Here is a 14,015-nt window from a genome sequence, read left to right on the forward strand (position 1 = left end):
GAAGTCTTTTGTTGCACCCCTACATACATAACCAGATCGTGAGTTTTGCCTGAGGAGAAGTGAGCCGTGGAACGCGAATACATGGAATTCGACGTGGTGATCGTCGGGGCCGGCCCCGCGGGCCTGTCCGCGGCCTGTCGCCTCAAGCAGCAGGCCGCCGAGAACGGCCAGGAGATCAGTGTGTGTGTTGTGGAGAAAGGCTCCGAGGTCGGCGCCCACATCCTCTCCGGCGCGGTCTTCGAGCCCCGCGCCCTGGACGAACTCTTCCCCAATTGGAAAGAGCTGGGCGCGCCACTCAACACCCCGGTCAAGCGTGACGACATCTACCTGCTCAAGGACGAGCGCCAGGCGACCAAGGTGCCCAACTTCTTCGTGCCGAAGCCGATGCATAACGAGGGCAACTACATCATCTCCCTGGGCAACCTCTGCCGCTGGCTGGGCCAGCAGGCCGAAGCCCTGGGCGTGGAGATCTATCCGGGATTCGCCGCCCAGGAACCGCTGATCGATGAGCAGGGCGTGGTGCGCGGCATCATCACCGGCGACCTCGGCGTGGATCGCGAAGGCCAGCCCAAGGAAGGGGTCTACACCCCCGGCATGGAACTGCGCGGCAAGTACACCCTGTTCGCCGAAGGCTGCCGTGGCCACCTGGGCAAGCAGCTCGGCCAGAGATTCAAGCTCGGCGAAGGCGCCGATCCGCAGCACTACGGCATCGGCATCAAGGAGCTGTGGGAGATCGATCCGGCCAAGCACGAGCAGGGCCTGGTGATCCATACCTCCGGCTGGCCGCTGGACAAGGAGAATCCGGGTGGTTCCTTCCTCTATCACCTGGAAGACAACCAGGTGGTGGTCGGCCTGATCGTCGACCTGGCCTACAGCAATCCGCACCTGTCGCCCTACGACGAATTCCAGCGCTACAAGCACCACCCGGTGGTGGCCCGGTACCTGGAAGGCGGCAAGCGCGTCTCCTATGGTGCCCGCGCCCTGGTCAAGGGTGGCCTGAACTCCCTGCCGAAGATGGTCTTTCCGGGCGGCGCCCTGATCGGTTGCGACCTGGGCACCCTCAATCCGGCCAAGATCAAGGGCAGCCACACCGCGATGAAGTCCGGCATGCTCGCTGCCGATGCCATCGTCGCGGCCCTGGCCGCGGGCCGTGAGGGTGACGAACTCCAAGGCTACGTCGACGGCTTCAAGGGCAGCTGGCTGCAGGAAGAACTCCATGCCAGCCGCAACTTCGGCCCGGCCATGCACAAGTTCGGGCCGCTGCTCGGCCCAGCCTTCGCCTTCGTCGAACACAACCTGCTGGGTGGCGCCCTGCCCTTCACCCTGCATGACCGGCGCATGGACCACACCTGCCTGAAGAAGGCCGACGAGGCGCCGCGCATCGCCTATCCCAAACCGGATGGCAAGCTGAGCTTCGACAAGCTGTCCTCGGTGTTCCTCTCCAACACCAACCACGAGGAAGACCAGCCGGTTCACCTGAAGCTCAGGGACCCGTCGATCCCCATCGCCCAGAACCTGCCGCTGTACGACGAGCCGGCGCAGCGCTATTGCCCGGCAGGGGTCTACGAGGTAGTCCGCGACGGTGGCGAACCGCGCTTCCAGATCAATGCCCAGAACTGCGTGCACTGTAAGACCTGCGACATCAAGGACCCGGCGCAGAACATCACCTGGGTGGCACCGGAGGGCAGCGGTGGTCCCAACTATCCCAATATGTAAGCCAGTAACAGGCCCCTTGCAGTAATGCCGATCAGCCAAGCCTTCGCATGGCGTACTGGAACAGCCTAGTGGGTGGTGGGCAACAGTGAAGCCTGGCCGCCCGCCGATGCTGCGCTGAGGGCCTTATCGCGGCCTTGGGCCGCTCCTACAGGCACCGATTTATCCCGTAGGAGCGGCCCATGGCCGCGATAGGACTTGAGCGGTAAAGGTCCAGCAGATATTCACGAAAAGGCTGGCACTGGCCCCGTGTCGATCAGTCCTCAACTGACTGGCATTACCTCCCGGGACCCTTTTTGCTATTCAGCGGGCGCGACGGGAAAGAAGCTGCCGCGACTCCAGAGGCCGAGCCAGGAGCGGCCCTCGTGGGTGCCCTCCTCGACCCTCTCCATCAGCCGATAGAACACCGCCCGATTGAGCCGAGCTTCCAGCCCGCCGCGCACCCGCAGATAGGGCGCCGGCTGGTCATCGTGTGTCTCGAAGCGCAGCGGATGCTCGGCGCCGGCGGCGACGCGATCGCCCACATTGGTGAGGAAATCCAGGGCTTGTTCGGCACCGCCGCCACTCCATTCGACGTCCACGGCGACAAAGGGCACGTCCTCCACCTGGATGCCCACGCACTCCACCGGCGTCACCAGCACAAAGCGCTCGGGATCACGGCGCAGGATGGTGGAGAACAGTCGCACCATGGCCGGCCGGGTGATGGGCGTACCCTGGTGATACCAGGTTCCGTCGCGGGCGATGCGCATGTCGATGTCGCCACAGAACGGCGGATGCCAGAGCTCCACGGGCGGCAGGCGACCCTCTCCGGTGGCTGGCAATTGCGCCAGCAGATTCCGTGTCACGTCAACCTGGCTCACACTCTTCTCCTCTTGGGTGGTGTTTCAGAAGTTCGCGCAAGAATTGGCGAGTGATTTTTTTGCTCGGGCCAGGCGCCGCGACGAGTCATAGCAGGGCTATGGCGAGGAGTGGCAACGCCGCCCGGGCAAAAAAAGCGCTGCCAAAATTGTGCAGTTAACTTCTGAAACACCACGCTAGCGACCGCTCAACCCCAGGAGGCGTTGGGCGTATTCATTGAGTGCCGGTCCCAGCAGGTCTTCCGGGCGCTCGTCGTAGAACGTCAAGAAGCCGCCACGGCTGCGAATACTGGCCGTATCCACCAGGCGAAAGGTGGCGACCTCCACCAACATCATCTGCACCACGCTGCGGTCACGTCCCACTCGCCCGATGTCATCCTGGTCCTCGAACTCCTCCCAGGTACCGATGCGGTCGTCCGCGCCGGCGAAACGGGTGTAGAGCAGGTAGTGGGCACCCAGTTGCCGCGCCTTGGCCATGGCATCGTCGAAGCCCTCGGGCTTGTCCGCCCGTCGCACTCGCGGAAAGTATTCCACGAAGCCTTTGAAGGCCTCCTCTGCCACCACGTTCGGACGGGCATAGGGATGTCCGATGGGGACGAAGGCGCCTTGGGCTATGTAGATGTAGGAGTCGGCCTGCAGCCGAAAGTTGTTCAGCCGCTGGGTCCTGCTGTGATCGAGCAGCCCGGCATCGCGCAGGTGATACTCGACGCCCGACGCCATGTCGCTGACGTTCATGCAGCCGCCCAGACAGGCCAACAACACGGCCACCATCAGAAAACGCACTTTAACCATGGAAAACCCCTGTCCGGCGCCAAGTTGCCGTCGATGCAGGGGCTTTAGCAGCTTTCGCGCCAGTTGCTAGCCGCCAATGATCTTCATCACCGTGATACCGCCGGAAAAGGCCACGTCCTGCTTGTCGCCAAGTGCCTTGACCAAGAGTCGCTGCAGCGCTGGCAGGGCCAGGTGGCGCGGCTTGTCCAGCAGGTCGCCGACGTAGTGGCGGTTGCTCGACGACAGGCAGCCGTGCAGCCAGCCAGTGGACGACAGGCGCAGCCGCGAGCAGGTACGGCAGAAGGGCACGCTCTCGTTGGCGATGATGCCGAAGTGACCACCGCCTTCCACGCGGTAGCGCAGGGCAGTGGAATCCACCGGCGCATCGGCCTGCACATAGGCATGGCGCGAACCGATGATGTCCAGCAACTCGGCCAGGGGCACCAACTGGTTGTTGAAGGTCTTGGGATCCTTCGCCAGGTGCCCCATGCGCATCAGCTCGATGAACCTGAGTTCGAATCCGCGCTCCAGACAATAGTCCAGCAACGGCAGGACCTGGTCGAGATTCTGCCCGCGCAGCGGCACCATGTTGAGCTTGATCTTGAGCCCAGCGGCATGGGCCGCTTCGAGGCCGGCCAGCACCGTCGCCAGATCGCCCCCGCGCGCCAGGCGCGGGAAGGCTTCGGCGTCGAGGGTGTCCAAGGACACGTTCAGCCGACGGATCCCATGGTCGATGAGGAAGTCCAGCTTGCGCGGCAGCAACTGGCCGTTGGTGGTCAGGCTGATGTCCTTGAGGCCGAGCTGGGAAACGCGGGCGAGAAAGGGCTCCAGGCGCGGCGTCACCAGGGGCTCGCCGCCGGTGATGCGCAGGCGCTCGATGCCCGCGGCATCGATGAGGTATTCCACGCCACGGGCCATGGTTTCGGCGCTGAGTTCGTCCTGCGCGGCCACGAGTCGCTTGCCGTTGGGCACGCAATACGTACAGGCATAGTTGCAGGCCGCCGTGAGGCTGATCCGCAGGTTGCGAAACGCCCTACCCTGGCGGTCGACGATCATCGTTGGGGACTCCACTGCTACGAGAGAAAAGGGATTGATCGGCGTCCCTCGCCTCTATCGGACCCTGGCTCTGTACGAAAAGTGTCTGCGCTCGGTGATGCGTCGTTGAAAAAGGCTTCGGAATGCTCATTTACCGCTCGTAAACTCCGCTTCCTCAGCCTTTTTCGCCTCGCCTGACCTTCGCTCGGCGACTTTTCGTACAGAGCCCTAGGATCGGACAGGCGTTTCGACGTCTCGCTTGCGGCGGTTGCCCATGCGCACGCCGATGTCCATGAGGAACTGGAAGAAGCCCTCCTGATCCTCCAGCACGTCGCGCCAGAAGGGCGAATGGTAAAGGGCCACGGCGCCATGCACCAGCGCCCAGGCGGCGCAGTAGTGGAAATAGGGGGGCACGTCTTCCAGCTTGCCTTCATCGATCCGCCCTTCGATCAGGCTGGTCAGCCGCTGGAAGTTGGAAGTACGGATGCTGTGGAGCTGCTCGACCAGTTCGGGCACCTGGCGCGTCTTGACCACCTTTTCTTCGAGCCGGTCGAACAGCCGGTAGCGCTGCGGATCGCTCATGCGGAACTCGAAATAGGCGCGGGAGAGCGCCTCGCGATCACGGGCGACGTTGTCCGACTGGAACAGCTCGGCCAGGTCCCGTTCGTAATCCAGCATCAGCCGCAGGTAGATCTCGGCCTTCGAATTGAAGTGCTTGTAGATGGTACCTTTGCCGATGCCGACGGCCTCGGCGATCATCTCGACGGTGACGCTGTCTTCACCTTCACTGAGGAAGAGTTGCAGCGCGGTATCGAGAATTTCCTGCTCACGGCGACGGAACTCGCGGACCTTGCGGGATTCTTTCTGCATAGCAGCCCACTTGTTGTTTTCAAAGGGATAGGGCCTCGAACCACCGGCTACCCCTCGGCTTACCGGCACTTCGTCACACCTTTGGCGAGCTCGACCGATGGGATCGGTGAACAGCGCCGGCGCGCCCCTTATTATGCCCCATCACACCCAGATTGTACGGATCGAGTCAATGTCTTCCTGGAAGCACGAGTTCCCCCAGGCGTATGCCATGCGCTACCTCAATCATGCGGCCGTGGCGCCCTGGCCCAAGCGCGCGGCCCAGGCCGTCACCGAGTTCGCCGCCGAGAACTGCCAGTACGGCGCGCGCAACTATCCGACCTGGCTGGGCCTGGAGCAGCGCCTGCGCGATCGCCTGACGCGCCTGCTCAATGCTCCGGCGAGCAGCGACATCGCCCTGGTGAAGAACACCTCCGAAGCGCTCTCCTTCGTCGCCTTCGGCCTGGACTGGCAGAGCGGCGACCAGGTGGTGATCAGCGACGAGGAATTTCCGTCCAACCGGATCGTTTGGGAGGCCCTGGCGCGCTTCGGCGTCGAGGTGGTGGAGGTCACCCTGGGAGAAATGCCCGAAGCCAACCTGCTGGCCGCCTGCGGCCCGCGGACCCGTCTGATGGCCATCAGCGCCGTGCAATACGCCAGCGGAATGCGCCTGGACTTGCCCACGCTCGGCCAGGGCTGCGAGGCCAGGGGCGTGCTGCTCTGCGTCGATGCCATCCAGCAACTGGGTGCCCTGCCCTTCGACGTCCAGGCGTGCAACTGCGCCTTCGCCATGGCCGATGGCCACAAGTGGATGCTCGGCCCGGAAGGCCTGGGCGTCTTCTACTGCCGCGCCGACCTGCGCGAACAACTGCAGTTGCACGAATACGGCTGGCACATGCTGGATAACGCCGGTGACTACGGCCAGCGCGACTGGCAACCGGCGAAGACGGCCATGCGCTTCGAATGTGGCAGCCCCAACATGCTCGGCGCCGTGGCGCTGGAGGCCAGCCTGTCGCTGCTGGAAGACGCCGGCATGGCCAAGGTGGGCCAGGAGCTGCTGGCACGGGTCGAATTGCTGGACGGCGACATCCGCAAACTGCCCGGCGCCGTGCTGCACTCGCCGGAGAACGGCGCACGACGCTCCGGCATCCTCACCTTTTCCCTCGAAGGCTGGGACAACCGCCAACTGTTCGAGCGCCTGAAGACTGCCGATGTCATCTGTGCCCAGCGCGGACCGGGCATCCGGCTGTCGCCGCATTTCTACACCAGCGAGCATGTGCTGGAGCAGACGCTGGACCTGATCCGGGCCCTGGCCCGCTTCTGAACGGACCGAAAGGCACCAGATAGCCAGTGTCGCGGCAGGGCTATTCCAAAACTGTTTAAAAAATGTCCAGTCAAGACTGGACCTTTGCCCAGGCTGGCCAATACTCAGGTGACTGGTCGCGCCGACCCCCGCGGCGCGAGCCAGGGAGGCGGCTCTCCGTCTAGGCGAACCGTTGGTCCGGCCCGGGTATCCCAGGATATCCGGGCCATTTTTTTGCCTAAAGCGACGCGCGGGGAAACAGCCGACGAAAGTTGGCGGTAGTCTGCTCGGCGAGGATCTCGAGGGTGACGCCGCGGACATCGGCCAGACACTGGGCCACCTCCACCACGAATTGCGGCAGGTTGGCCTTGCCCCGATGCGGCACGGGCGCCAGGTAAGGTGAATCCGTTTCCACCAGCAGGCGATCGGCCGGCACCTGGCGCGCCACCTCGCGCAACTCGGCGGCATTGCGGAAGGTCAGGATGCCCGAGAAGGAGATGTAGAAGCCCAGGTCCAACGCAGCCTTGGCCGTCGCCCAGTCCTCGGTGAAGCAGTGCAGTACCCCGGCGCCAGGTAACTCGGCGGCGGCCAGCATCGCCAGGGTATCGGCCCGTGCCTCGCGGGTGTGGATCACCAGGGGCAGCGTCGTGCACCGAGCCGCTTCGAGGTGCAGGGCGAAGGAGCGCTGCTGGATCTCGGCGGTATCCGGTTGGTAGTGGTAGTCGAGTCCGGTCTCGCCGATGGCGGCGACGCGGGGATGAGCCAGTCGCTCCAGCAGCCAGTCGAGATCGATGGGGCTGCCCTGGGCGGCATCCAGCGGGTGGATACCCACCGCGCAATGGACATCGGCATAGCGCTCGGCGAGGGCCTGCACGGTGGGCGCGTTGTTGGCATCGACGCCGATGCAGAGGAACTGGCTGACGCCACGGGCGCGCGCAGCGTCCAGCGCTGCGTCCAGGGAGCCATCGTGAAGGGAAAGATCGAGTCGATCCAGGTGACAGTGGGAGTCGACGAAATGCACGGGAAACTAGCCTTGAATCACAGAGAACATCCCCGCCCCGAACAGGACGGCGGCTGATCACATGGTATGGGTGGGACGGTCCGACTTCAGGGAGCCGGCCAGATAGGTTTCTATCTTGTTGCGTGCCGTGTTGTCGCCATCGTTGAACTGGACGCCGACACCGGCAGCCCGATTGCCCTGAGCACCCTTGGGCGTGATCCACACCACCTTGCCGGCGACCGGGATCTTGTCCGGTTCGTCCATCAGGTTCAGCAGCATGAAGACCTCGTCGCCCAGCTTGTAGGTCTTGCCGGTCGGGATGAACAGGCCACCATTGCGAATGAAGGGCATATAGGCGGCGTAGAGCACCGACTTGTCCTTGATGGTGAGCGACAGGATGCCATTACGCGGACTCAGGTTCTGCGGCAAACTCATGAAGTTCTCTCGAGACGGGCGATACGAGCGGATCGCTAGCGGCCAGGCACCAGGCCAGCCCAGCGGATCAACAGCGACTCCAGCAACAATACGCGGTTGAGGTTGGCTTTGCCCAGCACCTTCTGCCGCTTGGCGTGCAGCCACTCCTGTACGGCCAGGACCTCGGTCGCCGTGGTCTTCTCCGCCAGATAGCCGAGCACCTTGGCCATGTCCGGTGCGGCTTCCGCATCCGCACCACCCCATTGCTGGCGCAGCACGCCATGGGTCCATTCGCAGAACCAGTCCAGCAGCAGCGGCAGGGGCACGGCGTTCCAGCTCTCGGCCAGTTGGCTGGGCGCGGCCTGGCGCTTGAGCAGGCGCTTGACCCCGTCCACTACCAGGGCGCGCCGGGCGAGTACCTCCTCGCCATGCAAGCGTAGCGCCGCCAGTGGCGAACCGCCGGCCAGCACGAGCAGTTGCATGCGCACCTCCTCATCGAGTTCCGGCAGGCGTTCAGCCAGCCAGGCAAGACTCTCCGCCCGTGTCGGGACTGGGCAGGCCTGCTGCACGCAACGGCTGCGCACGGTGGGCAGCAGCCGGCTCGGCTGGTGACTGACCAGCAGCAGCACCGTGGCGCCCGAGGGCTCCTCCAGACTCTTGAGCAGGGCGTTGGCGGCATTGAGGTTCATCGCCTCGACCGGCTCCAGCAGGATCAGCTTGCGCCCGCCGAGTTGCGCGGTCTGGGTGACGAAGTCCACCAGCGCGCGAATCTGGTCGACCCGGATCGGCTTCTCGGCCTCTTCCGGCTGGATCACGCAGTAATCCGGATGGGTGCCGGCCTTGAGCAGGGCGCAGGCCTTGCATTGACCACAGGGTGCCGCGCCCTGGGGTGACTGACACAGCAGCAACTGGGCCAGGCGTTCGGCAAGGTCGCGCTTGCCGATGCCACGCGGACCGTGCAGCAGATAGGCATGCGGGTGCTGGCGCCGGGGCCAGATCCGTGCCCAGAGCTCTTCCTGCCAGGGATAGACGTCAGCCACCGAGCGTCGGCTCCAGGTGCGCGACCAGCGCCCGCAGATCGGCCTGTACCTCGGCCAGGCTGCGCGAGGCATCGATGATGCGATAGCGTTGCGGCACCGCCTTGGCGCGCTCCAGGTAGGTCTGGCGCACGGCCTCGAAGAAGGCCCGCTGCTCCTGTTCGAAGCGGTCCAGGGCGCCGCGACGGGCAGCCCGGGCCAGGCCGATCTCCACCGGTAGGTCGAATACCAGGGTCAGGTCGGGTTGCAGATCGCCCAGCACGAAGGCTTCCAGGGTGGCGATACGTGCCGTGGGGACGCCACGACCACCGCCCTGATAGGCATAGGTCGCATCGACGAAGCGGTCGCAGAGCACCAGGGCACCACGCGCCAACGCAGGACGAACGACCTGGGCCAGGTGCTGGGCCCGCGCCGCGAACATCAGCAGCAGCTCGGTATCCACCGCCATGGGCTCGGCGGCCGGGGTCAGCAGGATCTCGCGGATGCGCTCGGCCAGGGGCGTACCGCCTGGCTCGCGGGTCAAGACCACCTCGCGTCCGGCAGCGCCCAGCAACTCGGCCAGATAGTCGCGATTGGTACTCTTGCCGGCGCCCTCAGGGCCTTCGAGGGTGATGAACAGGCCGTTTCCCGTCATGGCGTTTCCTTGGTTTCAGGCGTCTGGGGCGCGGGACTGGAGCGGTAATCGGCGCGCCGCTTGAGCTGGAAGTCGCGCACCGCCTGGTTGTGCTCGTCGAGTGACTTGGAAAAGACGTGGCTGCCGTCGCCCCGGGCGACGAAGTAGAGGCTGTCGCCTTCCTTGGGATGCAGGGCAGCATGGATGGCCTCGCGTCCGGGCATGGCGATGGGCGTGGGCGGCAACCCCGCATTCAGATAGGTGTTGTAGGGCGACGGCTCGCGCAGGTCGGCACGGGTGATGCGACCGCTGTAGCGCTCGCCCATGCCGTAGATCACCGTGGGATCGGTCTGCAGTAGCATCCCGGCCGCCAGACGGCGAACGAACACCCCGGCGATCTCGTCGCGCTCCTCGGGTACGCCGGTCTCCTTCTCCACCAGCGAGGCCATGATCAGGGCCTGGTAGGCGTCCTGGTAGGGAACCGCGGGATCACGCTCCTGCCATTCCTTATCGAGCACAGCCTGCAGGCGCTGGTTGGCCTGGCGCAGCAGGTCCGATTCGCGCTGGCCCTTCACGTAGCGGTAGGTGTCGGGGAAGAAGCGTCCCTCGGGGTACTGGCCATCCAGGCCAAGGCGCTTCATCAGGGCAGCATCGTCCAGGTCGGCGGTGTCATGGTCCAGCTTGGGTTGCCGCGCCAGGGCGGCACGGACCTGGCGGAAGTTCCAGCCTTCCACCAGGGTGACGCCGTATTGCACGACCTCGCCCTTGCGCCACAGGGCCAAGAGATCCTGCACCGTCATACCGGGCGTCAGACGATACTCACCGCTGTGCAGCGTCTGATCGGCGAGGTTGAAGTTCCAGTATTGGCGTAACCAGAAGGCACCCTTGAGCACCCCCTCCTGTTCGAGGCGCAGCAGGCTGCCACCCGGAGTGGCACCCTTGCCGATCTCGAACAGTTGCTCGCCATCGACCTTCAGCGGCTGGACCAGCGCCTGATGCTGGCGCCAGCCGGCCAGGATCACCAGCAGGCCGCCGACTGCCAGCAGCGCCGTCAGCAGAGCTCTCGCCTTGCGCATCGGCTATTCCAGAATCTCGTTTATCGAACCTTGCAGTTTACGGGTCAGCGGCCCCACGGACCAGTTCGCGGCTGCGTACCGGCGCACGGGCCAGATACCGAACTGGCTGTTGCAGAGGAAAACCTCATCGGCCTGCACCAGATCGTCCAGGGAGACCGGCAGGACCTCGGCCTCGAAGCCTTCCCGAGCGGCGATGTCCAGGATCAGACCCCGCATCACTCCGGCAACACCGCAACGGTCGAGCACCGGAGTCAGCAGCCGGCCGGCATGGACCAGGAACAGGTTGCTGAACACGCCTTCGATCGGTCGACCCTCCTGATCCAGCATCAGGCCCTCGGCATAGTCGGTACCGCTCCACTCGCCGCGGGCCAGTACCTGTTCGAGCCGATTGAGGTGCTTGAGTCCGGCCAGCAGCGGCTGGCAAGCCAGGCGCGTCGCGCAGGGATAGAGGGCGATGCCCTCGTCCGCATGAGCTGCGGGATAGGCCGGCGCGGGCGACCCCAGCAACAACCGTCGCACGTCGGGCTCGGCCGGCGGGGCGTACCCACGCAGGCCATCGCCGCGGGTGAGCAACAATTTGGCGACGCCCTCCCCCAGCCGCGCCGCGTAGGCACGTATCTCGGCGTCCAGTTGGGCGATGTCGCAGGGAATACGCAACCGCTGGCAGCCCGTGACCAGCCGCTGCAGATGGCGCTCCAGCAGCCGGGGCTGGCCACGGCGCACGGCAATGGTCTCGAACAGCCCATCGCCATAGGCCAGACCCCGGTCGCGTTGCAGACCGGCGTCCAGCGGTTGGCCGTTGAGCCAGTCCTGGATCAAGCGTGGAAGCGCCGGAACACCAGACTGCCGTTGGTGCCACCGAAGCCGAACGAATTGGACAGAGCCACTTCGATGGGCCGCTGCCGCGCCTCGTGGGGCACGAAGTCCAAGTCGCAGCCGTCGCTGGGATTGTCCAGGTTGATGGTGGGCGGCGCCACCTGGTCGCGGAGCGCCAGTACCGTGAAGATGGCTTCCACCGCGCCGGCAGCACCCAGCAGGTGACCGGTCATGGACTTGGTGGAACTCACGCTCAGGCGCTTGGCCTGGTCGCCGAACACCTGCTTGAGGGCAGCCACTTCGGCCAGGTCGCCAGCCGGCGTGGAGGTGCCGTGGGCGTTGACGTAGTCAACCGCCTCGGGCGCGATGCCGGCATCCTTGAGGGTGGCGCGCATGCAGCGCGCAGCACCATCGCCGTTTTCCGAAGGCGCAGTCATGTGATAAGCATCCGCGCTCATGCCGAAGCCGATCAGCTCGGCGTAGATACGGGCGCCACGCGCCTTGGCATGCTCGTATTCTTCCAGCACCAGGGCACCGGCACCGTCGGACAGCACGAAGCCGTCACGATCACGATCCCAGGGACGGCTGGCACGGGTCGGGTCGTCATTGCGGGTCGACAAGGCGCGGGCGGCGCCGAAGCCACCCAGCCCCAGACCCGAGGTCGCCATTTCCGAACCACCGGCCACCATCACATCGGCCTCACCGTAGGCGATGTTGCGCGCGGCCATGCCGATGCAATGCGTCGCCGTGGTACAGGCGGTGGCGATGGCATAGTTGGGGCCCTGCAGACCCAGGTGGATCGACAGGAAACCGGACACCATGTTGATGATGGAACCCGGTACGAAAAAGGGGGAGATACGGCGTGGACCCTGTTCGAGCAGCGACTGGCAGTTCGCCTCGATGTTGGTCAGGCCACCGATGCCCGAACCCATGGCGACGCCGATGCGTTCGCGATTGGCTTCGTTGACTTCGATGCCGCTGTCACGCATGGCCTGGAAGCTGGCAGCGAGACCGTATTGGATGAACAGATCCAGCTTGCGGGCTTCCTTCGCGGACAGATACTGCTCCACGTCGAATCCCTTGACCGATCCGCCGATCCGCGTGCTGAAGGCAGAGACGTCCATATGCTCGATCGGCGCAATGCCACTGCGGCCGGCAAGGATGCCTTCCCAGCTGCTGGCTACGTCCGCGCCAAGCGGCGATACCATGCCCATACCCGTGATCACGACACGTCTACGCGACACACCCAACTCCTCTTGTCCTTCCGGGGCGGCCACCCCTCTTGAAAAAAGCCGATTCCAACGAGTTAGAACCCTGGACCTAAAGAAAAGCCGCACGCCCTACAGGACGTGCGGCTTTTTGTGTCCGAAACTGGCGACTACTTATTGCTGGTGAGCAACGATGTAGTCGATAGCTTCCTGGACGGTGGTGATCTTCTCAGCCTGCTCGTCCGGGATTTCGGTCTCGAATTCCTCTTCCAGAGCCATCACCAGTTCGACGGTGTCAAGGGAGTCGGCGCCCAGATCCTCGACGAAGGAAGCGCTGTTGGTAACTTCCTCTTCCTTCACGCCGAGCTGCTCAGCGACGATCTTCTTAACGCGTTCTTCGATGGTGCTCATACCGTGTTCTCACTCCTAAAGGAAAAATCCGCACAACGGATTGCGCGTAAGTGTATAGAAAGGGATTTCCGTATTTCAAGCTGACGCGACATCAAGACGTATGCGCGGCCATTGCTGGTCCGACAGTTTACCAGCTTAGCGCAATAGCCGCGCGGGGTAACGCCGGTCAGCTCATGTACATTCCGCCGTTCACGGGGATCGTGGCGCCGGTCACATAGGCCGCGCCCTCACCCGCCAGGAAGCCAACCACCTTGGCGATTTCGTCGGCCTGCCCGAGGCGACCGGCAGGAATCTGGGTCAGTAGCGCTTCGCGCTGGGCTTCGGGCAGCTCACGGGTCATGTCGGTATCGATGAAACCAGGGGCCACCGCGTTGACGGTGATGTTGCGCGAACCCACCTCGCGGGCCAGGGCCCGGGTGAAGCCCTCGAGACCGGCCTTGGCGGCAGCGTAGTTGGCCTGACCGGCGTTGCCCATGGCACCGACCACCGAGCCGATGCTGACGATACGACCCCAGCGGCCCTTGGTCATGCCCTTGAGCACGGCCTTGGACAGGCGGAACAGGCTGTTGAGGTTGGTATCGATCACGTCGAACCACTCATCGTCCTTCATCCGCAGCATCAGGTTGTCGCGGGTGATGCCGGCATTGTTGACCAGGATCGACGGAGCGCCGAATTGCGCCTGGACCTGCTCGAGGGCAGCGGCGACGGAGGCGCTGTCGGACACGTTGAGCACCAGGCCGGTGCCCTCGATGCCATTGGCCTTGAGCGACTCGGCGATGCGCTGGGCGCCCGCCTCGCTGGTCGCGGTACCGATCACGGTAGCGCCAAGCCGACCCAGTTCCAGGGCGATGGCTTGACCGATACCACGGGTAGCACCCGTGACCAGGGCGACCTTACCTTGCAGATTCATCTCGT

At 64.6% G+C, this 14,015-nt stretch carries 15 protein-coding genes; 2 read left to right on the forward strand and 13 right to left on the reverse strand.

All coding sequences use genetic code 11. The annotated features are described in order from the left end of the window. Positions 1 to 66 precede the first annotated feature (66 nt). The gene (locus RND78_RS10830; RefSeq protein ID WP_312728616.1) at positions 67 to 1,716 is read left to right on the forward strand and encodes an electron transfer flavoprotein-ubiquinone oxidoreductase; all 1,650 of its coding nucleotides are present in this window, start codon (positions 67 to 69) and stop codon (positions 1,714 to 1,716) included. Positions 1,717 to 2,012: 296 nt separating this feature from the next. Here the strand turns inward: RND78_RS10830 and RND78_RS10835 are convergent, their stop codons facing one another. The 4 genes from RND78_RS10835 to RND78_RS10850 form a co-directional block, all read right to left on the reverse strand. Further along, positions 2,013 to 2,573, reverse strand: a complete 561-nt coding sequence (locus RND78_RS10835) for a DUF1285 domain-containing protein (RefSeq protein ID WP_312728619.1) — start codon at positions 2,571 to 2,573, stop codon at positions 2,013 to 2,015. 174 nt (positions 2,574 to 2,747) lie between these two features. Next, a complete protein-coding gene (locus tag RND78_RS10840) occupies positions 2,748 to 3,362 on the reverse strand; it encodes a DUF4823 domain-containing protein (RefSeq protein WP_312728622.1) in 615 nt (204 codons plus the stop codon). Positions 3,363 to 3,428: 66 nt separating this feature from the next. After that, positions 3,429 to 4,397: a GTP 3',8-cyclase MoaA gene (locus RND78_RS10845; protein ID WP_312728626.1), complete on the reverse strand. Its 969-nt coding sequence runs from the start codon at positions 4,395 to 4,397 to the stop codon at positions 3,429 to 3,431. A gap of 207 nt (positions 4,398 to 4,604) precedes the next feature. Further along, positions 4,605 to 5,246: a TetR/AcrR family transcriptional regulator gene (locus RND78_RS10850; RefSeq protein ID WP_058764584.1), complete on the reverse strand. Its 642-nt coding sequence runs from the start codon at positions 5,244 to 5,246 to the stop codon at positions 4,605 to 4,607. A 169-nt stretch (positions 5,247 to 5,415) separates the two neighbouring features. On the opposite strand from RND78_RS10850, the gene RND78_RS10855 reads away from it, so the two are divergent. Further along, complete coding sequence (locus RND78_RS10855) at positions 5,416 to 6,546, forward strand: aminotransferase class V-fold PLP-dependent enzyme (protein WP_312728638.1); 1,131 nt, start codon at positions 5,416 to 5,418, stop codon at positions 6,544 to 6,546. Positions 6,547 to 6,763: 217 nt separating this feature from the next. On the opposite strand, the gene RND78_RS10860 is transcribed toward RND78_RS10855, so the two are convergent. From RND78_RS10860 to fabG, 9 genes are all read right to left on the reverse strand, one after another. Then, entirely contained in the window at positions 6,764 to 7,546 is a 783-nt protein-coding gene (locus RND78_RS10860) for a TatD family hydrolase (protein ID WP_312728641.1), read from the reverse strand. A 57-nt stretch (positions 7,547 to 7,603) separates the two neighbouring features. Next, positions 7,604 to 7,960 carry a PilZ domain-containing protein gene (locus RND78_RS10865; RefSeq protein WP_059226680.1) on the reverse strand — a complete coding sequence of 119 codons (357 nt, stop codon included), beginning with the start codon at positions 7,958 to 7,960 and terminating at the stop codon, positions 7,604 to 7,606. Between the two features lie 35 nt (positions 7,961 to 7,995). After that, complete coding sequence (locus RND78_RS10870) at positions 7,996 to 8,979, reverse strand: DNA polymerase III subunit delta' (RefSeq protein ID WP_312728644.1); 984 nt, start codon at positions 8,977 to 8,979, stop codon at positions 7,996 to 7,998. Continuing rightward, a complete protein-coding gene (gene tmk / locus RND78_RS10875; protein ID WP_312728647.1) occupies positions 8,972 to 9,610 on the reverse strand; it encodes a dTMP kinase in 639 nt (212 codons plus the stop codon). Before tmk ends, RND78_RS10870 begins: the two co-directional genes overlap by 8 nt. After that, entirely contained in the window at positions 9,607 to 10,665 is a 1,059-nt protein-coding gene (mltG, locus tag RND78_RS10880) for an endolytic transglycosylase MltG (RefSeq protein ID WP_312728650.1), read from the reverse strand. The genes tmk and mltG overlap by 4 nt, the downstream gene beginning before the upstream one ends. A 3-nt stretch (positions 10,666 to 10,668) precedes the next feature. Continuing rightward, positions 10,669 to 11,481, reverse strand: coding sequence for an aminodeoxychorismate lyase (gene pabC / locus RND78_RS10885; protein ID WP_312728854.1), 813 nt, complete (start codon positions 11,479 to 11,481; stop codon positions 10,669 to 10,671). Next, positions 11,481 to 12,725: a beta-ketoacyl-ACP synthase II gene (gene fabF, locus RND78_RS10890; protein ID WP_312728652.1), complete on the reverse strand. Its 1,245-nt coding sequence runs from the start codon at positions 12,723 to 12,725 to the stop codon at positions 11,481 to 11,483. Before fabF ends, pabC begins: the two co-directional genes overlap by 1 nt. 138 nt (positions 12,726 to 12,863) lie before the next feature. Beyond that, entirely contained in the window at positions 12,864 to 13,100 is a 237-nt protein-coding gene (acpP, locus tag RND78_RS10895; protein ID WP_007160597.1) for an acyl carrier protein, read from the reverse strand. 166 nt (positions 13,101 to 13,266) lie between these two features. Beyond that, entirely contained in the window at positions 13,267 to 14,010 is a 744-nt protein-coding gene (fabG, locus tag RND78_RS10900; protein WP_312728655.1) for a 3-oxoacyl-ACP reductase FabG, read from the reverse strand. Positions 14,011 to 14,015 lie beyond the last annotated feature (5 nt).

Source organism: Pseudomonas oryzihabitans (assembly GCF_032027545.1).
Taxonomy (GTDB): Bacteria; Pseudomonadota; Gammaproteobacteria; order Pseudomonadales; family Pseudomonadaceae; genus Chryseomonas; species Chryseomonas oryzihabitans_F.